Annotated in this window: 20 protein-coding genes; all 20 read right to left on the bottom strand. The window is 34.4% G+C overall.

All coding sequences use genetic code 11. From position 1 onward, the window contains the following. Positions 1-8: 8 nt before the first annotated feature. The 20 genes from argH to grdC all read right to left on the bottom strand — a co-directional run bounded on the left by argH (position 9) and on the right by grdC (position 25140). The gene (gene argH, locus JG776_RS03445) at positions 9-1337 is read right to left on the bottom strand and encodes an argininosuccinate lyase (RefSeq protein WP_291964732.1); all 1329 of its coding nucleotides are present in this window, start codon (positions 1335-1337) and stop codon (positions 9-11) included. Then, positions 1334-2542 (bottom strand): argininosuccinate synthase, encoded by a 1209-nt coding sequence (locus tag JG776_RS03440; protein WP_291964730.1) that lies wholly within the window; start codon positions 2540-2542, stop codon positions 1334-1336. Before JG776_RS03440 ends, argH begins: the two co-directional genes overlap by 4 nt. Positions 2543-2680: 138 nt before the next feature. Then, on the bottom strand, positions 2681-4813 hold the full coding sequence (gene rnr, locus JG776_RS03435) for a ribonuclease R (protein WP_291964728.1): 2133 nt from the start codon (positions 4811-4813) through the stop codon (positions 2681-2683). A gap of 11 nt (positions 4814-4824) precedes the next feature. Further along, positions 4825-5376, bottom strand: coding sequence for an HDIG domain-containing metalloprotein (locus tag JG776_RS03430; protein WP_291964726.1), 552 nt, complete (start codon positions 5374-5376; stop codon positions 4825-4827). A gap of 51 nt (positions 5377-5427) precedes the next feature. Next, a complete protein-coding gene (locus tag JG776_RS03425; RefSeq protein WP_291964723.1) occupies positions 5428-5997 on the bottom strand; it encodes a sigma-70 family RNA polymerase sigma factor in 570 nt (189 codons plus the stop codon). 173 nt (positions 5998-6170) lie between these two features. After that, positions 6171-8192, bottom strand: a complete 2022-nt coding sequence (locus JG776_RS03420; RefSeq protein ID WP_291964721.1) for a sodium-translocating pyrophosphatase — start codon at positions 8190-8192, stop codon at positions 6171-6173. A 22-nt stretch (positions 8193-8214) separates the two neighbouring features. Continuing rightward, positions 8215-8451, bottom strand: a complete 237-nt coding sequence (gene secG / locus JG776_RS03415) for a preprotein translocase subunit SecG (RefSeq protein ID WP_291964719.1) — start codon at positions 8449-8451, stop codon at positions 8215-8217. A gap of 188 nt (positions 8452-8639) precedes the next feature. Continuing rightward, positions 8640-9938: a phosphopyruvate hydratase gene (gene eno, locus JG776_RS03410; RefSeq protein ID WP_291964718.1), complete on the bottom strand. Its 1299-nt coding sequence runs from the start codon at positions 9936-9938 to the stop codon at positions 8640-8642. Positions 9939-9960: 22 nt separating this feature from the next. Next, positions 9961-11493 (bottom strand): 2,3-bisphosphoglycerate-independent phosphoglycerate mutase, encoded by a 1533-nt coding sequence (gene gpmI, locus JG776_RS03405; protein ID WP_291964717.1) that lies wholly within the window; start codon positions 11491-11493, stop codon positions 9961-9963. 11 nt (positions 11494-11504) lie between these two features. Then, positions 11505-12251: a triose-phosphate isomerase gene (tpiA, locus tag JG776_RS03400; protein WP_027308946.1), complete on the bottom strand. Its 747-nt coding sequence runs from the start codon at positions 12249-12251 to the stop codon at positions 11505-11507. Positions 12252-12308: 57 nt separating this feature from the next. Beyond that, positions 12309-13502 carry a phosphoglycerate kinase gene (locus JG776_RS03395; RefSeq protein WP_291964714.1) on the bottom strand — a complete coding sequence of 398 codons (1194 nt, stop codon included), beginning with the start codon at positions 13500-13502 and terminating at the stop codon, positions 12309-12311. A 71-nt stretch (positions 13503-13573) separates the two neighbouring features. After that, complete coding sequence (gap, locus tag JG776_RS03390; RefSeq protein ID WP_291964712.1) at positions 13574-14584, bottom strand: type I glyceraldehyde-3-phosphate dehydrogenase; 1011 nt, start codon at positions 14582-14584, stop codon at positions 13574-13576. A 46-nt stretch (positions 14585-14630) separates the two neighbouring features. Further along, complete coding sequence (locus JG776_RS03385; protein WP_073249219.1) at positions 14631-15665, bottom strand: sugar-binding transcriptional regulator; 1035 nt, start codon at positions 15663-15665, stop codon at positions 14631-14633. Positions 15666-15930: 265 nt separating this feature from the next. Then, complete coding sequence (gene rpoN / locus JG776_RS03380; protein ID WP_291964709.1) at positions 15931-17271, bottom strand: RNA polymerase factor sigma-54; 1341 nt, start codon at positions 17269-17271, stop codon at positions 15931-15933. A gap of 123 nt (positions 17272-17394) precedes the next feature. Further along, a complete protein-coding gene (locus tag JG776_RS03375) occupies positions 17395-18330 on the bottom strand; it encodes an ABC transporter permease (RefSeq protein ID WP_291964707.1) in 936 nt (311 codons plus the stop codon). After that, positions 18323-19408: an ABC transporter permease gene (locus JG776_RS03370; protein WP_291964705.1), complete on the bottom strand. Its 1086-nt coding sequence runs from the start codon at positions 19406-19408 to the stop codon at positions 18323-18325. The genes JG776_RS03375 and JG776_RS03370 overlap by 8 nt, the downstream gene beginning before the upstream one ends. Before the next feature lie 12 nt (positions 19409-19420). Next, positions 19421-20941, bottom strand: a complete 1521-nt coding sequence (locus JG776_RS03365; RefSeq protein ID WP_291964703.1) for an ABC transporter ATP-binding protein — start codon at positions 20939-20941, stop codon at positions 19421-19423. A 63-nt stretch (positions 20942-21004) separates the two neighbouring features. Then, positions 21005-22063: a BMP family ABC transporter substrate-binding protein gene (locus tag JG776_RS03360; RefSeq protein WP_073248000.1), complete on the bottom strand. Its 1059-nt coding sequence runs from the start codon at positions 22061-22063 to the stop codon at positions 21005-21007. Between the two features lie 378 nt (positions 22064-22441). After that, positions 22442-23593 carry a glycine/sarcosine/betaine reductase complex component C subunit alpha gene (grdD, locus tag JG776_RS03355; protein ID WP_291964702.1) on the bottom strand — a complete coding sequence of 384 codons (1152 nt, stop codon included), beginning with the start codon at positions 23591-23593 and terminating at the stop codon, positions 22442-22444. Between the two features lie 11 nt (positions 23594-23604). Then, positions 23605-25140, bottom strand: coding sequence for a glycine/sarcosine/betaine reductase complex component C subunit beta (grdC, locus tag JG776_RS03350; protein ID WP_291964701.1), 1536 nt, complete (start codon positions 25138-25140; stop codon positions 23605-23607). Between the last annotated feature and the right edge of the window lie 3 nt (positions 25141-25143).

Genomic DNA, 25143 nt, shown 5'->3' with positions numbered 1-25143 from the left:
TTTTCATACTATTCTACCTCCATCAAAATATATTTTTTATTTCCTTTTTTAAGAATGTTTGAATAATCAATGTATTCATAAATGTCTTCCTCTATTTTCTCTGAAAAACTCTTAAGTTCATCTAAATCTAATTTTTCTATAGCCCTGCCCTTTTCTTCACAATAGAGTACAATTCTACCTACAATCTCGTGGGCATCTCTAAAGGGAACACCCTTTTTCACAAGATAATCCGCAACCTCAGTTGCATTTATATAACCTTTATCTATAGATTTTAACATCTCCTCTTTATTAACCTTCATTGTCTCAACAACCCCAATCATAACCTCAATACAGATATTTACTGTATCTAATGCATCAAAGAAACATTCCTTGTCCTCCTGCATATCCTTGTTGTAGGCAAGAGGGAGTGCTTTTAGGATAGTAAGAATATTAATTAAGCTTCCATATACCCTTCCTATTTTCCCTCTTATAAGCTCAAGAGAATCTGGGTTTTTCTTTTGTGGCATTAGACTACTCCCTGTTGAGTATTCATCACTTAAAGTAACAAACCTAAACTGAGGTGTGCACCAAATTATAAGCTCCTCCGATAACCTGCTCAAATGCATCATAATTATTGAAAAGGCTGACAAAATTTCAATAAGATAATCCCTATCACTTACACTGTCAAGATAATTTTTAGTAGGACACCTAAAACCAAGCTCCTTTGATGTAAAGTCCCTGTCTATGTCATTTGTTGTCCCAGCAAGGGCACAACTTCCAAGGGGACTTTCATCTAAGAGGGAAATTGCATTCAAAAGCCTTTTTTTATCCCTTTTCAGCATTTCAACATACGCCATAAGATGATATCTAAAGGTTATAACCTGTGCAGGTTGAAGATGTGTAAATCCAGGCATTAGATACTCATTTTCTTTACCCTTCTTTTTTAAACACTCAATCAGAACATCAATTTTTGAAATTAGAGCTGAAATCTCATCTTTAACAAACATCTTCATATCAACCGCAACCTGATCATTTCTACTTCTTGATGTATGAAGCTTTTTTGCAACCTCTCCTATCCTTTGCAAAAGCTTTGACTCTACAAAGGAATGAATGTCCTCAAAATCACCCTCAAGCTTTAATCTGCCATCTTCTATTTCCATCATTATTTCTTCAAGACCATTTATAATTTTATCTACTTCATCTTTTCTTAATATGTTTACCCTTCCAAGCATTTTGACGTGGGCAATACTCCCTCTTATGTCCTGCTTATATAATCTTTTATCTACATAGAAGGAATTATTGAACCTCTTCATTAACTCATTTGTATCTTTATTAAATCGTCCTCCCCAAAGCTTCATACCTTCACTTCCTCTTTATACTTTTGTTTTAATGATTTTATTTTTACAGGAAGTCCATAGAGCTTTATAAATCCTTCTGCATCCTTGTGATTATAAAGCTCGCTAAATCCAAAGGATGAAATCTCCTTATCATATAGTGCATTTTCAGTAAACACACCGTATGGAATAACATTTCCTTTATATAACTTAAGCTTTACTTTTCCTGTTACATTCTCCTGAGTTTTATCTATAAAGGCATCAAGTGCTTCTCTTATTGTTGTAAACCAAAGTCCGTTATATACAACCTCTGCATATTTATGCACTAACACCTCTTTATAATGTAAAGTTTCCTTATCAAGAACTGCATATTCAAGTTCTCTATGGGCTGCATATAGTATTGTTCCTGCTGGTGTCTCATACACACCTCTTGATTTCATTCCAACAAGTCTATTTTCTAATATATCAACAATTCCAATTCCGTGCTCTCCACCAATCTTGTTTAAATATTCAATTATCTCAACTAAATCAAAAATTCCATCTACTGATTTTACTTCTCCCTTCTCAAAAACAACCTCAATAAAATCTGGTTCATCCTTTGCCATCTCCAAAGGTGTTACTATATCATACATAGATGGATTGTGCGGATTTTGTATATCCTCTAAATCCCCACCTTCGTGGCTGACGTGCCATAGATTTTTATCAACTGAATAAATCTTTTCCTTTGTTACAGGTACTTCAATTCCCTTTTCATTAGCATAGTCTATTGCATCCTCTCTGGACCTTATATCCCAAATTCTCCAAGGTGCAATAACCTTTATATTAGGATTTAATGCAAATATTGAGACCTCAAATCTTACTTGGTCGTTGCCCTTTCCTGTACATCCGTGGGCAATATATTTTGCACCTTCCTTTTCAGCTATCTCTACAAGCTTTTTAGTTATAAGTGGTCTTGCAAAGGATGTTCCCAAAAGATACTTTCCCTCATACATTGCCCTTGCTTTTATTGCCCTTGATAAATATTCATAGGCAAACTCACGCCTTGCATCCTCTATATAAACCTTAATTGCTCCTGATTTTAAGGCTTTTTGTCTTATGTAGTCAGTATCCTCACCTTGTCCAACATCAACATATACTGCTACTATCTCTAAATCAAAATTTTCCTTAAGATATGGAATGATTATTGAGGTATCTAATCCTCCAGAATAGGCTAATACAACCTTTTCCATCCCTTCACCTCCGAATTTATATTCAATTTATGTTTATAATTATACATTTTGTTTAATTATTATGCAAGTATTTTTATAATATTTTTTGTATATTAATAAAAGCAGGTATTCATTAAAATACCTGCTTTTTAAATAAAACTATTCTTCCTCATATTCATCTGCTATTACAAAATCTATTGTCCTTGTCTCTAAGTCTGCCTTTACAACCTTTATAACAACTTTATCACCTAATCTATATCTCTTCTTTGTTCTCTCTCCAATTAGGCAGTGATGTTTGTCGTCATAGATATAGTAATCATCTGTTAAGTTGCTTATGTGTATTAAACCTTCTATTGTATTTTCAAGTTCAACAAACATACCAAAGGATGTTACAGATGAAATTATACCAGGATATACTTCTCCTATTCTCTCCATCATATACTCAACCTTTTTAATATCATCGGTCTCCCTTTCTGCCTCCTGTGCTACTCTTTCCATATCACTTGATTGCTTTGAGGCCTCTTCTACAAGCTTCTTTAGTTTTTGTTCTCTCTTTTGGTCTATCTTTCCCTTTAGGTGTTCCTTAATTATTCTGTGAATTATAAGGTCTGGATATCTTCTTATTGGTGATGTAAAGTGGCAATAGTATTTTGCTGCAAGCCCAAAGTGTCCAGTACATTCTGGTGAATACCTTGCCTGCTTTAGGGATCTTAAAAGAAGCGTACTTACTACAACTTCTTCATCCTTACCCTTTACCTGCTCTAATATATCCTGTAGTACCTTTGGATGTACTTCCCTTGTAACTCTTAAGATATATCCAAGGTTGTGTATAAATTCACTGAAGTTTTGAAGCTTTTCTTCATCTGGGTCTTCGTGAATTCTATATACAAAGGGCACACCAACCCAATACATATGCTCTGCAATTGTTTCATTACATACAAGCATAAATTCCTCAATTATCCTATTTGCTATTTCTCTCTCATAAGGTTTTATTTCAATTGGCTTACCCTTTTCATCAAGAATAATCTTACATTCCTCAAAATCAAAGTCAAGTGCACCACGTTGCATTCTCTTTTTGTAAAGAATCAAGCAGAGTTCCTCCATAAGTTTGAAATCTTCAAGTAAGTAATCATATCTTTTCATAAGTTCTGGATCTTTATCTCTTAATATTTTAGTAACATCAGTATATGTCATTCTCTCGCTTGTTTTTATAACACTTTCAAATATTTCGTGGCTTACCACCTTTCCATTTTCATCTATAACCATTTCACAGCTCAAGGTTAATCTATCCACCTTAGGATTTAAACTACAAAGTCCATTTGAAAGCTTCTTTGGTAGCATTGGAATAACTCTATCCACAAGATATACGCTCGTACCTCTCTTAAATGCCTCCTTATCAAGTGGAGAACGTTCCTTAACATAGTAGGTTACATCAGCTATATGCACTCCTAATTTATATTTCCCATCAGGAAGTTTTTCAATAGATACAGCATCATCTAAGTCCTTTGCATCTTCTCCATCTATTGTAACTATCCTTTTATCTCTTAAATCTCTACGTTTTTTAATTTCGGCCTCTGGTATTTCATCTGGTATTGCATTTGCATATTCCTCAACTTCCTGTGGAAATTCCTCAGGAAGGTTGTATTTTTTAATAACAGATAAAATATCAACACCGGGGGTATTTATACTTCCAAGTACCTCAACAATCTTTCCTTCTGGATTTCTTCTCTTCTCTGGCCACTTTGTAACCTCAACTACAACCTTTTGTCCATCCTTTGCCTTTCCCATATTTGATTTTGAGATAAATATATCCTGATATATCCTCTTATCATCTGGAACTACAAAGCCAAAGTTTTGACTCTTTTCAAACCTTCCAACAATCCTCTTATTTGCCCTCTCAAGAATTCTTATTATTTCACCCTCAACCCTTTTATCCTTAATTGCAGCTCTTGTTATTCTTGCTATAACTCTATCGTTGTGCATTGCACCATTTATTCCCTCTGCAGGTATGAATATATCAGGTTCTCCCTCTTTATCTGGAATCACAAAACCATAGCCTTTACTATGTCCCTGAAGCCTTCCTACAACAAGATTCATTCTTTCAGGAATACCGTATCTTTCTTTTCTTGTTTTAATTATCTGTCCATCCTGCTCCATATCATCTAATATCTTATAGAATTTCTGCCACTCTGATTTATCAATATCAAATATAAGAGCAAGCTCCTCTGCTGTCATTGGTTTATATGCCTCTTCCCTCATAAAGGCAAGAATTTTTTCTTTAATTAGACTCATACCATCACCTCTTATAATCCTATTTCTTGTGCTATTTTTTTCATTGATTCAAGTCCTATTTCTATAAACTCCTCTAATGTTAAACCTATTTCCTCTATTGATTTAATCTGTTCTCTATTTGCTCCCTTTGCAAAATCCTTCTTCTTCATTTTCTTTATAACCGAATCTACAGTTACATTTTCTAATTTTTTATCTGGCATAACAAGTGCACAGGCGGTTATAAGTCCACTTAAAGGATCTGCTGCCCAAAGTGCCTTATCCATTCTACTCTTTCTTTCGAAGCCGTGTATTTCATTGTGCACCTTTACGGCATATATAATATCTTCATCAATAGCTAATTCTTCTAAAATTTTTGCCCCTAATATACTATGTTTCTCAGGTGCATCCATTGTCTCCTCATAATCAATATCGTGCAAAAGTCCACAAAGCATCCATCTTTCCTTATCCTCTCCTAACTTTTCTGCCAAACCTCCCATTATAGCTTCAACTGCTATCATATGATTTATAAGATTTTTATTAGATACCCTACTTGTAATTTCTTTAAGTGCCATCTCCCTATTCATAATAACCTCTCCTTCTTATTTTTTTCATTTGATTTAGTTTATATGTATAACCTACTCTAAATTGTCCTTTATCTTTTTGAGTGAATTCTTAATTACCTTGCCAACATAACTTACGTGAAAGCCAAAATGGTCTGCTATCTCCTGCATTGTTTTTCCCTCTATATAATACTTTGTAAAAATACTCTTTTGTCTCTCTGTAAGATGCCTCATCGCAGTGTATATACGTGATAAATCCTGCTCCTTTGATATCTCCTCTAATATGTTTTCCTCAAAGCTATCATCCTTTATTGAATCTATAAATTGCATATTACCCTCATCATAGCTTGGTTCATTTAAAGAAAGATATCCAAAATGTCTTCTTGCCTCCCTATAAAAAGTTCTTATTTCATTTTTAATGTAGGTAAAGGCAACTGTAGAAAATTCTATGTTTTTTGTTAAATCATAACTATTGAAGGCTTTATAAAGTCCAATTGAAGCAACCTGAAATAAGTCATTATATTCTGCAGTTCCCTTCCACCTATTGCAAACTTTATAAATCATATTTTTATACCTTTTAAACACCATTTCAAAGGTCATTACAATATACTCACCCTCAATCTTAAGTAGCTTTTCTTTTTCCAAAGCACCAACTCCTTAAGTATTTCATCTTTTACTATTTTTTTCACATATTATAATTATTATACATCAACAATTTTATCTATGCTACTATAACATAACAGCTACTATATTAAAAATAAAGGCACAAAGGATACAAAGTGTATCATTCGTGCCTTTATATTTCCCCGGAAATATTTTTATTTCAACATTTTAATTAACATTCCACCATATTTCACAAATAGTGGTGCAAAAACGAGAGAAACGATTGTCATAAGTTTAATCAATATGTTCATTGAAGGTCCTGCTGTATCCTTAAATGGATCCCCAACAGTATCTCCAACAACCGCTGCCTTGTGGGCAAAGCTTCCCTTTCCACCATGTTCTCCTGTTTCAATGTACTTCTTTGCGTTATCCCAAGCACCACCTGCGTTTGCCATTAGAATAGCAACAAGAACACCAGATACAACCGCACCAGCTATAAGTCCTCCTAATGCTTCAGCACCAAGTAGTATTCCAACTAATATTGGAACTACTACTGCAAGTACACCAGGAAGAACCATTTCCTTAAGTGCTGCTTGAGTTGAAATATCAACACAGGTTCTATAATCTGGAGTTGCTTTTCCCTCCATTAAACCTGGAATTTCCCTAAATTGTCTTCTTACTTCCTCAATCATATGGTTTGCAGCTTTACCAACAGCCTCCATTGAAAGAGCTCCAAAGAAATAAGGTAAAACTCCACCTATTAGTACTCCAACTAATGTTATTGGATTAAGTATATCTATTTTTTCAATACCAACAGCCTGTGAATAGGATGCGAATAGTGCAAGTGCAGTAAGTGCTGCTGAACCTATAGCAAATCCCTTTCCTATTGCTGCGGTAGTATTTCCAACTGAATCAAGCTTATCTGTAACCTTTCTTACATCCTTTGGAAGTCCTGCCATTTCAGCTATTCCACCTGCATTATCTGCAATTGGTCCATAGGCATCTACTGCAACTGTCATACCTGTAGTTGATAGCATTCCAAGTGCTGCAAGAGCAATCCCATATAGTCCCATTGAAGCATTTTTGTATCCTCCCATAATAAAGAAGGAAAGAAGAACAGCAACTGCAATAAATACAATTGGTAGAACAGTTGAGTACATTCCAACTGAAAGACCAGATATAATGTTTGTTGCAGGTCCTGTTTCTGACTGCTTTGCTATCTTTTTTACGTGGGTATAATCTGCTGATGTATACATCTCTGTTAATTGTCCTATTATAACTCCAACTACTAGTCCTGCTGTAATTGCCCAAAAGGCCTTATAATTTCCAAATACAGTTTTACTTAAAATAAATGAAGCAATTATAATCAATAAACTGCTTACATAAGTACCATTTTTAAGTGCCTTTTGTGGATTTGAATTTTCATCTCCCTTTACAAATAGAGAGCCAATTATAGAAGAAATAATTCCTATTGCAGCAAGAACCATTGGGAATATTATACCTTCACCATTTTTAAATAGTACTGCACCAAGTGTAAGTGCTGAAATAATCGCACCTACATAGGATTCAAAAAGGTCAGCACCCATACCAGCAACATCGCCAACATTATCCCCTACATTATCTGCTATAACTGCTGGATTTCTTGGGTCATCCTCTGGAATTCCTGCCTCAACCTTACCAACAAGGTCTGCACCAACGTCTGCTGCCTTTGTATAAATTCCACCACCAACACGGGCAAATAGTGCAATTGAGCTTGCACCAAGTCCAAAACCTGTTACAATATTTGAATCTTTAAATGTTAAATATAAAACCCCAAGTCCTAAAAGTCCTAATCCTACAACTGACATACCCATAACTGCACCACCTGAGAAGGCTATCTCAAGTGCCTTATTTTGTCCTTTGGTTGCAGCCTGTGCAGTTCTAACATTAGCCTTAGTTGCAACCTGCATTCCAAAGAAACCTGCTAAAATTGAAAATAATGCCCCAAATAAGAAACATATACCAGTTTTCCAGTTAATAAATATTGCAAGAACTATAAATACTACAGTAATAAATATTGCTAAAGTTTTATACTCCCTTGTTAAAAATGCCATAGCCCCTTCGTGTATGTAACTTGCAATCTCCTTCATTCTGTCATTACCTTCATCCTGTTTACCTATTTTATTTGAAAGAAAATAGGCAAATAATAAAGCAATAACACCTGCAATAGGTGCCAGCACAATTAATTGACTATTCATTTCTTTTATCCCCCTTTTTAAATTAGTGGTTGCTTAAATAAACTAATGCCATTGAAGTTATAACAAATAATACCATTGATATAACCGTTAGTCTTTGTAGTTTTGCCTCCATAGTTCTTGATTTGTTTTTTCCAAAGAAAGTTTCTGCACCACCTGAAATTGTTGTTGATAGACCATATACCTTTGAAGGTTGCATAAATATTGAAGCTATTACAAGTAAACTGAAAATTACGTGCATTACGCTAACAAATGTCTTCACCTTAACACCTCCCTACACTTAAGTCTAAACATATTTTAACATAGGTTTAAAAAATAAACAATACAATTCAGAATATTTTGTTAATATATATGATTTAATCAATTAATGTGCTACACTTTAAATGCAGGTGCTAAACATAATTATACTATAAAAAGGGAGCAAAGCTCCCTTAAAATTTATATTATTTATTACTTTTTAACATTGTAGAAGGCATCTCTTCCAAGATACTTAGCTACATCTGCAAGTTCATCTTCTATTCTTAGTAATTGATTGTACTTAGCAACTCTATCTGTTCTACAAGGAGCACCAGTCTTAATTTGACCAGCATTAGTTGCAACAACAAGATCTGCTATTGTAGTATCTTCTGATTCACCTGATCTGTGTGATACAACTGCTGTATATCCTGCTCTTTCTGCCATTTCTATAGCTTCAAGAGTTTCAGTTAATGTACCTATTTGGTTAAGCTTTATAAGGATTGAGTTTGCAACTCCCATTTCAATTCCTCTTGATAGTCTCTTAGTATTTGTAACAAATAGGTCGTCTCCAACTAATTGAATCTTTGAACCAAGCTTTTCAGTAAGTAGCTTCCATCCTTCCCAATCTTCTTCTGCAAGACCGTCTTCAAGTGAAACTATTGGATACTTTTCAACAAGGTCTGCCCAGAAATCAACCATTTCAGCTGCAGTTAGTACTCTTCCTTCTCCTTCTAAGTGATACTTTCCATCTTCCTTGTAAAGTTCTGTTGCAGCAGCGTCTATAGCTATAGCAACTTGTTCTCCTGGCTTATATCCAGCTCTTTCTACTGCTTCAAGAATAACTTGGATAGCTTCTTCGTTTGACTTAAGGTTTGGAGCAAATCCACCTTCATCACCAATTGCTGTATTGTATCCCTTTTCGCTTAATGTCTTCTTTAGTGAGTGATAAACTTCTGCACACATTCTTAAAGCTTCGCTGAAGTTTGGTGCACCAACTGGCATAACCATAAATTCTTGTATATCAACATTGTTATCAGCGTGCTTTCCACCATTTAGAATATTCATCATTGGAACTGGTAGAACCTTAGCATTTACTCCACCTATGTATTGATATAATGGAAGTCCTAAGCTTTCTGCTGCTGCTCTTGCAACTGCAAGTGAAACACCAAGTATAGCATTAGCACCAAGCTTACCCTTATTTTCTGTACCGTCAAGCTCGATTAGAGTCTTGTCTATTGAAGTTTGATCATATACATTCATTCCAATTAGTTCTGGAGCTATTATATTATTTACATTTTCAACAGCCTTTAAAACACCTTTTCCAAGGTATCTTGACTTATCACCATCTCTTAATTCAACTGCTTCGAATGCTCCTGTTGAAGCACCTGATGGAACTATTGCTCTTCCTACTGTACCATCCTCTAATACAACTTCTACTTCTACAGTTGGGTTAGCTCTTGAATCAAGAACTTCTCTTGCATAAACATCAATAATTTCTAAATATCTTTTCATTTTTATGTCTCCTTTCTTGTATTTATTTTTTTATTAATGATTTTCCTGTCATTTCAACAGGAATATCTAAATCCATAATTTCAAGCATTGTTGGTGCAATATCACATAGTCTTCCACCATCTCTTAATTCTAACTTTTCATCACCAACAACTATAAATGGCACAAGATTTGTTGTGTGTGCTGTATATGGTTCACCTGTTTCATAGTCAACCATCATTTCAGCATTTCCGTGGTCTGCAGTTATAAGTACAGTACCACCCTTTTCTCTTACCTTTGAAACAACCTTACCAATGCATTCATCTACTGCTTCAACTGCCTTCTTTGCAGCATCAAAAACTCCTGTATGTCCAACCATATCTGGATTTGCAAAGTTTAGTATAACAACATCATATATGTCCTTATCTAACTCTTGGCATACTCTATCTGCTACAAGATATGCACTCATTTCTGGTTGAAGGTCATAAGTTGCAACCTTAGGAGATTGAATTAAAACCCTTTCTTCATCCTTATTGGGTGCTTCTACACCACCATTAAAGAAGAATGTAACGTGTGCATACTTTTCTGTTTCAGCAATTCTAAGTTGCTTTAAGCCCTTATTTGCAACATATTCACCAAAAGTATTTTTATATACTTCTGGTCTATATGCTATATCAACATTTTCAATTGTCTTGTCATATTGAGTCATACATACAAAATATACCTTGAAATAATTTCTTTCAAATCCTGCAAACTCAACATCAACAAGAGCTCTTGTTATCTGTCTTGCTCTATCTGGTCTAAAGTTAAAGAATATAACTGAATCATTTTCCTTTATTCTTGCAACAGGTCTTTCATTTTCAATTATAACTGTTGGAAGGACAAACTCGTCTGTTCTATTTTCTGCATAGGACTTTTCAACAGCTTCTCTTGCACTATTTGCAATTTCACCTTGGGCATTTACCATTGCATCATATGCAAGCTTTGTTCTCTCCCATCTCTTATCTCTATCCATTGAATAGTATCTTCCAGAAATAGTTGCAATCTTACCTACTCCTATTTCCTTCATATACTTTTCAAGTCTATCTATATATTCAAGAGCAGATGATGGTGGAACATCTCTTCCATCAAGGAAGGCGTGAACAAATACCCTATTTAAACCTAAATCTTTGCATAGCTTTATTAAAGCTTCAAGATGATCTATATGGCTATGAACTCCTCCATCTGATAGAAGCCCCATAAGGTGTATGTCACTGTTGTTATTTTTAGCATTTTCAATTGCTTTTATTAGTGCTTCATTTTTAAAGAATCCGCCTTCTTCTATCTCTTTATTTATTCTTGTATATTCTTGATAAATTATTCTACCTGCACCTATGTTTAAATGTCCAACTTCTGAGTTACCCATTTGTCCTCTTGGAAGTCCTACATCTAATCCACTGGCACTAAGCATTGTATGGGGGTATTCATTCCATAGTCTATCAAAGTTTGGCTTATTTGCATTTGCAATTGCATTACCTTCTGCCTTTTCATTGATACCCCATCCATCAAGTATCATTAGCATTACAGGTTTTTTTTGCATGTTTTACCTCCTTAATAATTAACGATTGCTGCAAAATCTTCTACTTTTAAACTTGCTCCTCCAACCAGTGCTCCATCGATGTCGCTTTGTTCCATTTGCTCTTTAATTGTGCTTGGCTTAACGCTTCCACCATATTGTATTCTTATTTCTTCTGCAGCCTTTTCGCCAAACATTTCTCTTATCTTGCCTCTTATATACTTAATAACTTCATTTGCATCTTCAGCTGTTGCTGTCTTACCAGTACCTATTGCCCAAACTGGTTCATAGGCTATAACCATCTTTGCAACATTTTCAGCATCTACGTCCTTTAGGTCTTCTATAAGTTGCTTGTCTATAACTTCAAATGTCTTACCAGCTTCTCTTTCTTCTAAAAGTTCACCAACACAAAGAATTGGAGTTAACCCGTGAATGAAGGCTGATTTAACCTTCTTGTTTATTAATTCATCATCTTCCTTAAAATACATTCTTCTTTCGCTATGTCCTAATATCACATACTTTACTCCAAGTTCCTTCAGCATAACAGGTGAGATTTCGCCAGTAAATGCACCATTTTCTTCATAGTGCATATTTTGTGCACCTACTTCTATGTTTGTATCTTCAACTAAAGTTAAAACTTGTGTAAGAGAAGTAAAAGGTGGACATACTACTACTTCACAGTTAGCATCCTTTACTTTGTCTCTTAGTTCGATTATGAATTGTGCTGCTTCCTTTGCAGTCTTATTCATTTTCCAGTTTCCTGCAATAATTGGCTTTCTCATTATATATCCTCCTTTTAGGAATTTAAGCAAGGGGGAATAACCCCCTAAATTATTTTATTACTTATCATTAAGTGCTGCAATACCTGGTAGAACTTTTCCTTCTAAGAATTCAAGTGAAGCTCCTCCACCAGTTGATATATGAGTCATCTTTTCTGCGTATCCTAATTGTTCAACTGCTGCAGCTGAATCTCCACCACCTATAATTGTAGTTCCATTTACCTTTGATAGTGCTTCTGCAACAGCCTTTGTACCTACAGCAAACTTTGGCATTTCAAATACTCCCATTGGTCCATTCCAAATTACTGTCTTAGCATCTAAAACTGCCTCTTCGAAAAGTTTAACAGTTTTTGGTCCAATGTCAAGTCCCATATAATCTTCTGGTATTTCAACATCTACAGTCATAGCTTCAGCATCATTGCTGAATTCCTTTGCTACAACGTGGTCAACTGGAAGGTATACCTTTACTCCCTTTTCTTCTGCCTTCTTTAACATTTCCTTTGCGTAATCTATCTTATCTTCTTCAAGAAGTGATTTTCCTATCTCAAATCCTTGTGCCTTTAGGAATGTGTAAGCCATTCCTCCACCTATTATTAGTCTATCAACCTTTTCAATTAGGTTGTTAATAACGTTTATCTTGTCTGATACCTTTGCACCGCCAAGAATTGCAACAAATGGTCTTTCTGGATTTTCAAGAGCTTTACCCATTATTTCTATTTCCTTTTCAATTAGGAAACCTGCAACAGCTGGTAGGAATTCTGCTACACCTGCAGTTGATGAGTGTGCTCTGTGGGCTGTACCAAATGCATCGTTTACAAATATGTCAGCAAGTGATGCAAGCTTCTTTGCAAAATCCATATCATTCTTTGTTTCAGTCTTAATAAATCTTACATTTTCAAGAAGAACAACTTCGCCTTCCTTCATTTCGTTTACAAGTCTTACTGCATTTTCTCCTACAACTTCCTTATCTTCAGCAAGCTTAACTTCAAATCCTAATAACTCTGAAAGTCTCTTAGCAACTGGCTTTACGCTGTATTTTTCTTCGTATCCTTCCTTTGGTCTTCCAAGGTGTGACATTAATATTACCTTCGCACCATTTTCAAGAAGATACTTAATAGTTGGAAGTGCTGCTACTATTCTTCTATCATCAGTAATGTTTCCTTCCTTATCTTGAGGAACGTTAAAGTCACATCTTACAAGTACCTTCTTACCCCTTACATCTATATCTCTAACAGTTTTCTTATTCATACCCAAAACCTCTCTTTCACTAATTTAGGAAAATAAGTCCGGCCTTATAGCCGAAACTACAAAACCGGACTTTAAAATTACATTCTTTCAGCTATGTAGTTTACAAGGTCGATTATTCTGTTTGAATAACCCCATTCATTGTCATACCAAGAAACAACCTTAACCATATTGCCTTCAATAACCATAGTTGAAAGTGCATCTACTATTGATGATCTTTCATCTCTTCTGTAGTCTATTGAAACAAGTGGTTCTTCTGAGTATCCAAGAATTCCCTTCATTTCGCCTTCAGCAGCTTCCTTAAGTGCAGCATTTACTTCTTCTACAGTAGTTGGTCTTGTAACTTCTACAACAAGGTCAGTTACTGATACAGTTGGAGTTGGAACTCTTAGAGCAAAACCATTTAGCTTACCCTTTAAGTTTGGAAGTACCTTACCAACAGCCTTTGCAGCACCAGTTGTAGTTGGGATTATTGATTCTGCAGCTGCTCTTGCTCTTCTTAAATCCTTGTGTGGAAGGTCAAGTATTCTTTGGTCATTTGTATATGAGTGAACTGTAGTCATAAGACCTTTAACTATACCAAACTTTTCATCAAGTACCTTAGCAAATGGAGCTAAGCAGTTTGTTGTACAAGATGCATTTGAAATAATGTGGTGGTTTGCTGGATCATAATCCTTTTCATTAACACCCATAACTATTGTTATATCTTCATCTGTAGCTGGAGCTGAAATTAGAACCTTCTTTGCACCTGCTTCAATGTGAGCTCTTGCCTTTTCAGCCTTTGTAAATAGACCTGTTGATTCTATAACTATATCTACTCCAAGGTCCTTCCATGGAAGGTTCTTTGGATCCTTTTCAGCATATACTCTTATTTCTTTTCCGTTAACTATTAAGCTGTTTTCTGTAGCTTCTACTGTTCCGTCAAACTTACCAAAGCATGAGTCATACTTTAAAAGGTGTGCAAGTGTTTTTGCATCTGTTAAATCGTTGATTGCAACGATTTCAACATCCTTGTTTAATCTTGTTTGAGCAATTTTAAATGCGTTTCTTCCAATTCTACCAAACCCGTTGATAGCAACTTTAATTGTCATAATTAATCCCTCCTAATTTTATGACTTTTATATAAAGATAGCATAGCTATCTTTTATTCACTCTTTGTAGATTTAGTATCTCCTTGGCAGCTGCCTCATCAGTCACTATTACCATATTAGGGTTATTTATTTTAGTTGCTATTATTGCTTCTGCCTTGCCTTTTCCACCTGCTACAGCCACTATATGTTTTATATTAGGAACATCCTTAAAATCTAACCCTATCGTTGGAGTCTTGTAAACTATTTCTCCGCCTTTATCAAAATAATATCCAAAGGCCTCCGCAACTGCTCCCTTAGATAAAAGTTCCTCTATTTCTGCTTCTTCAAGTCCCCTTCTTTTAGACATTTCATCTGCTCTACCAATACCAAATATCAAAATATCTGCTTTACTTATATTTTGTACAACATCCTTTATGCCTGGTTCATTTAACATAGTTCCAAGGGCTTCACGGCTAAGATTATCTGGAACGTGAAGAAGCTTATAATTTGCACCTATTTTGTATGCAAGCTTTGCAGCAAGTGTACTTGCTTGCGTCTCAACGTTTCTTCCTATTCCTCCTCTTGCAGGAACAACAAGAATATTCTCCTTTGAAACTTTAGGGAAGTTCTCAACAACCTGTGAAACTGATGAACCACCCGTTAGAGCAATTATTGTGTCATTTGACATTATCGATTTTATATAATTTGCTGCAAGCCTTCCCATTTCCTTAAGTACTGTAATATCCTCATCTATGTCTCCAGGTACAACTATAACCTTATGTACTTCTAAAATCTTTTTTAATTTATTTTCTACATCAGCCAATCCACTTATTTCGTGAATCATTTCTTCAAGGCTTTCTAATATATATTCCCCATCTTTTGTTACTGTCATACCAGTTGAATATATTTCTATTAGTCCCTGTTCTTTTAGAAAATTTACCTCTGTTCTTACAACTCTTTCTCCTAAATCAAGCTCTTGGGACAGTGCTCTTCTTCCAACAGGTTGGTTGTAGTATATGCATTTTAATATCTTATACCTTTTTAAAAGCAGTTCTATAATTTCTGGAACTATCTTTTGTTGTAGAGATAATACATTTTTCAACTATGTCACTCCCCTAAACCTGTTGTAGGGACTATTTATGTCCCTATGTTTTATTTTTGTCCCACTCCAATTTCTACTATATCATTAAAATTATTATTTTTCAATATATTTTCTAAAAAATTCTTATTTACCATACATCTTTATTATTTGTTTTAGAGAATTCATATATTCATAAACAAATAAAAGGAACCCTAAAATGCTGTACTACTTAAAAATAAAATCAACTTACATCAAGGTTAGCATTTTAAGGTTCTATAAATTTATATTATTTTATTTTTCTCTTTGACGATGACTCAATACCTAATTCTTCTCTATACTTCGTTACAGTTCTTCTTGAAATCTTAACTCCAGTTGCATTTAATATATCTGCTATCTGCTGGTCAGAATAAGGTTTTTTCTTATTTTCGTTATTTATAATATCGCTTATTTTATTTTTTAATGTATCAATAGACACATTATCCCCATAGTAAGTACTAAGCCCACGAACTAAAAAATATTTTAGTTCAAAAACGCCCTTTGGTGTTTGTGCATATTTACCATTAATCGCTCTGCTTACTGTTGATTCGTGAAGTCCTGTCTCTTCTGAAATTGTTTTTAAATTAAGAGGTTTGAGAGATTCATCATACTTAAAAAATCCTATTTGATGTTTTACGATTGATTCCGCAACCTTTTTTATAGTTTCCCTTCTCTGTTCAATACTTTTTATTAACCAATAGGCTGCCTCAATCTTTGATTTTATATATTTATACTCTTCACAATTCCTATTTCTGAGTATATTTTTATATTGTTTATTTATTTTAAGCATTGGTAGATTATCTTCATTTACCCTTACAATAAACTCCCCATCAATATTCTCTATATATACATCTGGAACAACATATTTTACAGTTTCATCACCAAGTCTACATCCAGGTTTGGGATCTAAAGATTTAATTACTTCTATATATCTTAGAAGTTTCTCCTCTTCAACCCCATATTTTTGAGAAATAAATGTATAAGCTTTATTTGCAATATTCTCTAACTCATTATCAATTAATTTTTCATAAAGGTGATCATATACCCCTTTATTTTTTAATTGTATCTTTAAGCATTCCTTTAAATTTCTTGCACAAACTCCACTTGGTTCAAAATCCTGTATGATTGTAATAATATTACGAACTATATCAAGCGAAACTTTAAACTTATTTGCAATTGAAAGTTCGTGCATATTTAAATATCCATTTTGATCCAGATTATCAATAATATACTCTGCTATCTTTCTATCTCTTTTTGTAAGAGGGATATAACCAAGCTGTTCCTTTAAGCAATCGTATAAACTCCTCTTATTACTCAAAAAATAGAAGGGAGTTATCTTTTCGTCATATTCATCCTCCGAATAATCAGTAAAGTAATCATCACTATAATCTGAATAAATTTGTATAACTTTATCCAATCTTTCATCATAACTTGAATCAAGCTCTAAAACTGGATTTTCAAGTAGCTCGTCTTCAATATATTCTTTTAATTCATTGTTGGGAAGCTGAAGAACTTTTACTGCAAGTTGCATTTCCTGTGTCATTACAAGTTTTTGTTCCAGTTTTAAATCTAAAGAAAAATTCAAGCTCATATTATCCCCCACAAATTGTATTTTGTATTACATATTATATTAAGAATTATATAAATATTATAACACATTTTATTAGACAGATTAAATAATAAAAGATAAAAAAGAGGCATAAAAGCCCCTTTTTTATCTTTCTCCCTTGTTATATGGAACTCCATCTGCTGCTGGTGGAGTTGTTTTACCAACAAAACCTGCAAGTGCAAGCATAGTTAAAATATATGGGAATGCTAAGTATGCTTCTGTTGGTAATGCCCAACCAAATTTTTGTGCAAGTATTTCAAAAGCTTGAGCAAAGGCAAATAGGAATGAAGCACCCATAGCACCAAATGGCTTCCAGTTTCCAAATATCATTGCTGCAAGTGCAATGAAACCTCTACCACTTACCATACCTTCTCTAAATAGGTTCATAACACCTATTGAAAGTGTAGCACCACCAAGACCAGCAAATACACCTGACATAATAACACATAAATATCTTATCTTATACACATTTATACCTAATGTATCAGCTGCCTTTGGATGTTCTCCAACAGCTCTAATTCTAAGTCCAAGTGGTGTATAGTATAGTACATAATGTACAACAAATACAAGTATTATAGCCATAAATACAAACCAGTTAAGTTCTGATAAAAATGGTCCAATAACAGGTATCTTAGCCATTGCTTCCGTTGGATATGGAAGAGCTGCAACACCATCTGTTTGACCTTGTCTTCCAAATAATTTAAATATCAAGAAGCTTGTTAAAGCACCTGCAAATAGGTTTATAGCAACACCTGATACTGTTTGGTCTGCCTTAAGATTAATACTTAAAACTGCGTGAATAGCTGCAACAAGTGCTCCTGAAACTACTGCAAATAATAATCCTACCCAAGGGTTTCCAGTTAAACTTGAACCATAAACCGCAAAGAATGCACCAACAATCATTATACCTTCAAGACCTATATTAACAACACCTGAACGTTCTGAAATAACACCACCTAATGCTGCAAAGATAAGAGGCGTCGCAAGACGGAATGTAGCAGCAAGTAGTGCTACAACAACTGGTAAGCTTCCATTAGCCATTTATCATCGCCTCCTTCTTTCTCTTTTCTCCAATCCATTTGTAGATGTAGTCTGCTGCAACAAATATTATAATTATTGCTTGTATTAGGTACACTATATCTTTTGGAATGTTTGCAAGCTGTAGGTTAAGTGAACTGCTGTTTAGTGCACCAAATAATGTAGCTGAAAGAAGTACCCCTACTGGATGGCTCTTTCCAAGTAGTGCTACTGCTATACCATCAAAACCAAAATTAGTAAATCCAAATAGCTGTATAGCTTGATATTGTATACCTGCAACGTGAACAGCACCACCAAGTCCAGCTATTGCACCTGAGATTGCCATTGCAAGAATTATATTTTTCTTTATATCTATACCACCATATTCTGCAGCGTGGGGATTTAGTCCAACCGCTCTTAATTCATAGCCAATTGTAGTTTTCCATAATAAAACATACACTAATGCTACTAAAAGAATTCCTATAAATAAACCTATATTTATTCTATTAGCTTCACCTAAAAATCTCCAAAGTTTTGCAGAATCTTGTATAAGTGGAGTTGTTGCCTTTCCTGGAGCATTCAAAGGTCCCATTATCATATAGTTTACAAAGAACATAGCAATAAAGTTCATCATTATTGTATTGATAACTTCATTTGTTCCTACCTTTGCCTTTAGGAAACCAGGTATAGCTGCCCAAATTGCACCAGCAAGCATTCCACCTAAAAGTACAAGAGGAACGTGTATAATAGCTGGTAATCCTGGTATTAAACCAATTGCAGCAGCTGCAAAAATACCCATTATAAACTGTCCTTCAACACCTATATTGAAAAGACCTGTTTTGAATGCAACTGCGTTAGCAAGACCTGTAAATAATAATGGAGTAACAAAAACTAATGTTTCTATTATACTAAAGCTTGTTCCAAAGCTACCTTCCCATATTGCTTGGAAAAGTGTTATTGTTGCCACAAAGAAGTTTTCTCCTTCTGCCCACATTACAAAGAAAACCGCAATAAACATTGCTATTATTATTGATATAATTGGGAAAACTAATGTACTCAAAGCTGCTTTTAGCTTGTTAGAGGTCGTATTTTTATTTGCCATTTTTATACCTCCTTATGCCTGCTTCTTAAGAGTGCCGCCTGCCATAAGTATTCCAAGTTCGTGTTCAGTTGCACTCTTAGCATCTAATATATCAACTATTTGTCCGTCGTATATTACAGCAATTCTGTCGGATAACGCTAATATTTCATCAAGTTCAAGTGAAACAAGTAGTATTGCTCTACCTTTATCTCTTTCCTCTACAAGCCTCTTGTGAATATACTCAATTGCACCAACGTCGATACCACGTGTAGGTTGTGCTGCAATTATAAGTTCTGGATCTTTATTTATTTCTCTTGCAGCAATAAACTTTTGTTGGTTACCACCTGATAGAGCTGATGCAAAAACTTCTTCATTTGGAGTTCTAACATCAAACTCATCAATTAATTTTCTTGCATATTCCTTTATTTTGTTATAATTCATCATAATTCCCTTTGCGAAAGGAAGCTTATAATGGTTACCTAACACTGCATTTTCATACAGTGAATACTTTAAAACAAGACCACGCTTATGCCTATCCTCTGGAATATGTCCAACTCCTGCTTCAATTACATCCCTTGGAGTCTTTCCCGTTACATCTTTATCATTTATATAAACCCTGCCATCGGTTGGTTTTCTAAGACCAGTTATAACCTCTATAAGTTCAGTTTGACCATTTCCATCAACACCAGCTATACCAACTATTTCTCCAGCTCTAACTTCTAAATTTACACCTTTAACAGCTGGAAGTTTTCTGTGATCTAAAGCTGAAACATTTTCAAGTTTTAATACAACCTTACCTGGTTTTGCTTCACTCTTTTCTACTACCAAATTAACTTTTCTACCTACCATCATTTCAGCAAGTTCATCTATATTTGTATCCTTTGTATAAACTGTATCTATAACCTTTCCCCTTCTTACGATTGTAACCCTATCACTCATTGCCATAACTTCTTTTAGCTTATGAGTAATCAATATGATTGACTTACCCTCTTTAACCAAGTTCTTTAAAATAACCCCTAACTCTTCTATTTCTTGAGGTGTTAATACTGCTGTTGGTTCATCAAGTATTAATATATCTGCACCTCTATATAATGCCTTTAATATTTCAACCTTTTGTTGTTGTCCAACAGTTATATCTTCTATTACTGCATTCGGATCTATTTTAAACCCATACTTATTTGCTATTTCTTCAGTATCCTTTATAGCCTTTTGCATATCAATTTTTATACCCTTTTTAGGTTCTGCACCAAGCACTATGTTTTCTGCAACTGTAAAATTATGCACAAGCATAAAGTGCTGATGCACCATTCCTATACCAAGCTTTATCGCATCACCTGGGCTTTTTATGTTTACCTTTTGTCCGTTTACATATATTTCTCCAGCATCTGGTTGGTAAAGTCCATATAGTATGTTCATTAAAGTTGTTTTTCCAGCTCCATTTTCTCCAAGTAGAACGTGTATTTCTCCCTTTAGTAGTTCAAAGTTTACATCATCATTTGCTCTAACACCTGGGAAAACCTTTGTTATCCCCTTCATTTCAACAACTTTTTGCATTAATTTTCCTCCCTTCTTTTGGTTAAAAAAGCTAGATGCGGCGGCATCTAGCTTTATATTAAATTACTTAACTTCAGGAGCTGTAAAGTTCTTAACGTCATCTCTTTTTTCTGGAACTGTAAACTTTCCATCCTTAATAGCTTGTGCATATTTATCAACTACAGCTATAACATCTGCTGGTGTGTTGTTCTTAGTTGTTGGAGCATAGCCTACACCATCTTCTTTTAATCCAAGCACAGTATGCCCAGCCTTGAAGTTTCCTTCAACTAATTCCTTTGTAGCAGTATAAGTACCAACATCAACCCTCTTTATCATTGATGAAAGAATTACATCCTTATAATCTGGTGCTGTTTCAGCTTGGTCTTGGTCAACACCTATTGCCCACTTCTTCATTTCCTTTGCAGCCTTGAATAATCCAAGTCCTACTCCACCAGCCGCGTGGTAAACAACGTCACATCCATCATTGTAAAGAGCCTTTGCTAATTCATAACCTTTATTAGCATCATTGAAACTTCCAGCATACTTAACAGTTGTTTTGTTCATTAAGCCTTCTGCAGCTTGTGGATTTACCGCCTTAACCCCTGCTGCAAATCCAGCTTCAAACTTTTCAATAAGTGGCATTTCTATTCCACCAATGAAACCAACCTTGTTAGTCTTTGTCATTTTACCAGCAATTACACCCATTAAGAATGAACCTTCTTCTTCTTTAAATGTAATTGATTTTACGTTTGGTAGATCAACAACTGCGTCGATAATAGCAAACTTCTTATCTGGCATCTTTTGAGCAACATTCTTAAGTGAACCTTCCATTAGGAAACCAATTGCAAAAGTTAGATCATCTCTTTGTCCAAGTTGTGTAAGGTTTGGTTCATAATTTTCTTGTTGCTTTGATTGAAGAACATCTACCTTTACTCCAAAGTCCTTTTCAGCCTTCTTTAATCCTTCATAAGCTGAATCATTAAAGGACTTGTCACCAAGACCTCCTTGGTCTGTTGCCATACCAACCTTAATGCTTGACTTTGGTTGTGTTCCTTGTTCTCCTTCCTTCTTTGCACAGCCAGCAAATACACCAGCTATTAATGAAGCTGAAAGAACAAGGGCAAGAGCTTTTTTCATTTTCATATTTTTTCCCCCTTCTTTTTGGTGTTTATATTTTTAATATTCCTAAAAGGATACAATTTTATAACGAACCCATTATGTAAAAAATGAATTTAATAAAATATTTACCATTTTATTTTTCAGAAAATTATTTTTAAATGTCATAATTTCAAGTTCTTCCATTTTCAGAACGCATTGTGCTATACTATTTAAAAGTTGCAAAAAAATATATCTTATCATATTTTTATTTAACTTTATCATATTACCCTGCATATAATAATATACGATAACTTTTGTATAATTTCAATATGTTATTTAAATTTTTTCAAAAAAATAATAATTTTAAAATTTGACTACTGTCGCAAATTGTCGAATTTTAATATTTAAGGGGCAATTGCCCCTTTATATAAGATTACATTCCTTTAATATTTTCATAGCTATATCTAAATCTTCATCTGCCACCATAACTATTGGGCCTGTACATCCCATACCACTTTCTGCATATATTCCTTTGGCCCAAAGCATTTTCACTGCATTTTCAAGCTCTAAAATATCAATTCCTGATATGGTGGAGGTAACAACCTTTTTATTTGGACACTTAACATCTTCAGTTGATTTACCATTTACTTTTTTCAATTTTTCAAAAATATATTTAAGATTAACTGCCTCTAATTTTTTAAACTCATCCTCTAATATTTTATTTATTTCGTTTTTAGCACAGGTTGCACAATATCTTAATGCTTCACAAATTACAGGAGCACCTGATGCCCTTGATATTATGTTTATTAGTCTTTTATAACCTTCACCTATTCCTGGTCCATATCCATAGCCTAATGACTCATAGTCTCCACCTGTTGTATATGCCGAAAATATCTTCATCAATACATTTCCTGTAAGGGAATCAGTTACAACCACATCTGCTGAACCTGCTAAAATATCATTTCCCCTTAATATAAAACCTCCGTCTTTTCTTATTGATGAACAAAACTCAATATCATATCCTGTATTTTTTAGTTCTATTAGTATCTTTTCAACTTGTCTTGCACCTTCAACATTTAGTATCCCTACCGTTGGTTTTTTTATACCACAGGCCTTAGCAGCTATTACTCCATAAAATGTATTTTTAACCATAGCCTCAATTCTATCTGATGATGAAGTTCCAGTTGTTGTAGCTATAAATACTTCTTTTCCCATCGATGGTGTAATTATTCTCCCAACAGTTGAAACGCCAATTGGGAAATTGTAATGCATTGTTACGCATCCCTTTAAAACTTTTTCATCTATAAGCTTTTCCATTATTTTATGACATTCATCTTCACTTTCTGCTTTAATACAAGAAAAACCCTCAACTTCACTCGGGCCAATTAGCACTACTTCAAAATCACTATATTTATTTTTAGCAAGATATGCTGCCTTTATTATTTCTTCTTCTCCAAGCTCACTTCCTAAGGTAGTTAATCCAATTTTTATTTTTTCTTCAGCATATCCATTTTGTAAAATATCTGCTATATCATTTAATACCTCAGCAACTATTTTTTTTATATTTTGAGACATATAACCACCCCTTATTCATCAAGTAAGTGGGAAGCAAAATCCTTAAGAGCCTCTGCTACCATCTTTTTAACTTCATCCTTTGTAATTAGTTCCTTTTTATCCTCATAAATTCCCGAATTTTTCTCAATCAAATAGGAAATTCCATCGAATAGATTTGTCATTCGAGCAAGGAAAAGACTTCCCTTCCCAACTATCATTACTCTATTCATTTCTCCCTTTAGCATCTTCTCCCTTGCAAATCCAAGTATTGGAACACCCGAAGGAACGTGTCCTTGTGTTGGTGCATACCCAACATATCCGTGCTTTTTTACAAATTCATTTATTTGGCTTCTTTCAAGTTGGCCCTTCTTAACTGCAAGTGCTGCAATCATCTTATAGTTTTGAGTAGGAACATCTCCAGCACCAGCAGGCTCTGTAACTTCAGGATTTTGCATCTCTGGTGCATATTTATCAACATCAGTGAATTTTAGATTAAGCCTTTCAAGAGGTTGAGCAACAATTGCTTCAATTACTGCCTGTGGTGAAGCACCTGCACCTATTGAATGTTTTCCTACTGAATCTGTTCTAACAACAGGGTTTACTCCATCATTTTCAGAAACTAAAATTGCAAAGCCACCTAAAACATCCTCCATTATAGGCATTCCCTTTTTTACGTGGTCACGTCCATTCATTCCAAGTTTTGCAGTAGCACCACCTGCAACAACAAGAACATTTTTAAATACCTTGGATTGTATTAAAGTTGAGGCATATAACAACGCGTGGGTTGGCCCTGCACAAAATCCTCTAACATCACATCCAGTTGCATTTTTTAAACCTGCTATCTCTCCTATTGCCTTTGCAAAGTTGCCTCCACCCCTTTGATTCATATCTCCACAGGCTTCCTCTGAACATTCAATAATGTAATCTATATCTTCTTTATTTATATTTGCCTTTTCACTAATATGAAGAGCTGCTAAAACTCCTGATGCCTTAACTGCTAAATTCTCAGTTATTACGTGGGCTGATAAATTTATATCAAACTCGTGAGCTCTCTTTACACAGCCTACTAATTTATCATTTAAATACAATCCCTCTGCTATTCCATTTTCAACTAACTTATTTATTTCTTCTATTTCACTTCCATCTCCAAGTCTACTTGTAAGTTCCCTCAAATACATATTGTTTTCAAACTTTATCTTTAATTCCTGTGTAAAACTCTTTTCCAATCTTACTAAATCAAAAACATCACAACTTTTTATAAGCCCATAAAACTCATCCTCAGGCATTATCTCTCCAAATTTTCCATATCTATTTGCATTTTTAAACTTTTTGTTAAACCAAGGTCTTTCAATATTTAATAATTCTTCTGGATCTAAATTCCCTATGTAGGTTTGATTAACTGGATACGAAACCGCATCTTCATAGCTTCGTAAATGATTTCTAATAACCTTTAGATATTCAGAATCTGGATTTGTTTCCTTTTCAAGTGTTTGTGTAGTACCGTTGTGTAAAACCATATCAGGAGTATGAACCAAGACATAGCTTACTCCCCTTATAACAGGATACATAAA

The sequence above is a fragment of the Caloramator sp. genome (genome assembly GCF_020054765.1).
Lineage (GTDB): Bacteria > Bacillota > Clostridia > Clostridiales > Caloramatoraceae > Thermobrachium > Thermobrachium proteoclasticum.
The sequence above is the reverse complement of the archived record's forward strand: the minus strand, read 5'-3'. Positions and strand labels throughout refer to the sequence as shown.

Coding starts and splice junctions, on each gene's coding strand:
- argH (WP_291964732.1), bottom strand. CDS start 1,337: ATGAAGCTTTGGGGAGGACGATTTAATAAAGATACAAATGAGTTAATG.
- JG776_RS03440 (WP_291964730.1), bottom strand. CDS start 2,542: ATGGAAAAGGTTGTATTAGCCTATTCTGGAGGATTAGATACCTCAATA.
- rnr (WP_291964728.1), bottom strand. CDS start 4,813: ATGAGTCTAATTAAAGAAAAAATTCTTGCCTTTATGAGGGAAGAGGCA.
- JG776_RS03430 (WP_291964726.1), bottom strand. CDS start 5,376: ATGAATAGGGAGATGGCACTTAAAGAAATTACAAGTAGGGTATCTAAT.
- JG776_RS03420 (WP_291964721.1), bottom strand. CDS start 8,192: ATGAATAGTCAATTAATTGTGCTGGCACCTATTGCAGGTGTTATTGCT.
- eno (WP_291964718.1), bottom strand. CDS start 9,938: ATGAAAAGATATTTAGAAATTATTGATGTTTATGCAAGAGAAGTTCTT.
- gpmI (WP_291964717.1), bottom strand. CDS start 11,493: ATGCAAAAAAAACCTGTAATGCTAATGATACTTGATGGATGGGGTATC.
- tpiA (WP_027308946.1), bottom strand. CDS start 12,251: ATGAGAAAGCCAATTATTGCAGGAAACTGGAAAATGAATAAGACTGCA.
- gap (WP_291964712.1), bottom strand. CDS start 14,584: ATGACAATTAAAGTTGCTATCAACGGGTTTGGTAGAATTGGAAGAAAC.
- rpoN (WP_291964709.1), bottom strand. CDS start 17,271: ATGAGCTTGAATTTTTCTTTAGATTTAAAACTGGAACAAAAACTTGTA.
- JG776_RS03375 (WP_291964707.1), bottom strand. CDS start 18,330: ATGGCTAATGGAAGCTTACCAGTTGTTGTAGCACTACTTGCTGCTACA.
- JG776_RS03370 (WP_291964705.1), bottom strand. CDS start 19,408: ATGGCAAATAAAAATACGACCTCTAACAAGCTAAAAGCAGCTTTGAGT.
- JG776_RS03365 (WP_291964703.1), bottom strand. CDS start 20,941: ATGCAAAAAGTTGTTGAAATGAAGGGGATAACAAAGGTTTTCCCAGGT.
- JG776_RS03360 (WP_073248000.1), bottom strand. CDS start 22,063: ATGAAAATGAAAAAAGCTCTTGCCCTTGTTCTTTCAGCTTCATTAATA.
- grdD (WP_291964702.1), bottom strand. CDS start 23,593: ATGTCTCAAAATATAAAAAAAATAGTTGCTGAGGTATTAAATGATATA.
- grdC (WP_291964701.1), bottom strand. CDS start 25,140: ATGTATCCTGTTATAAGGGGAGTAAGCTATGTCTTGGTTCATACTCCT.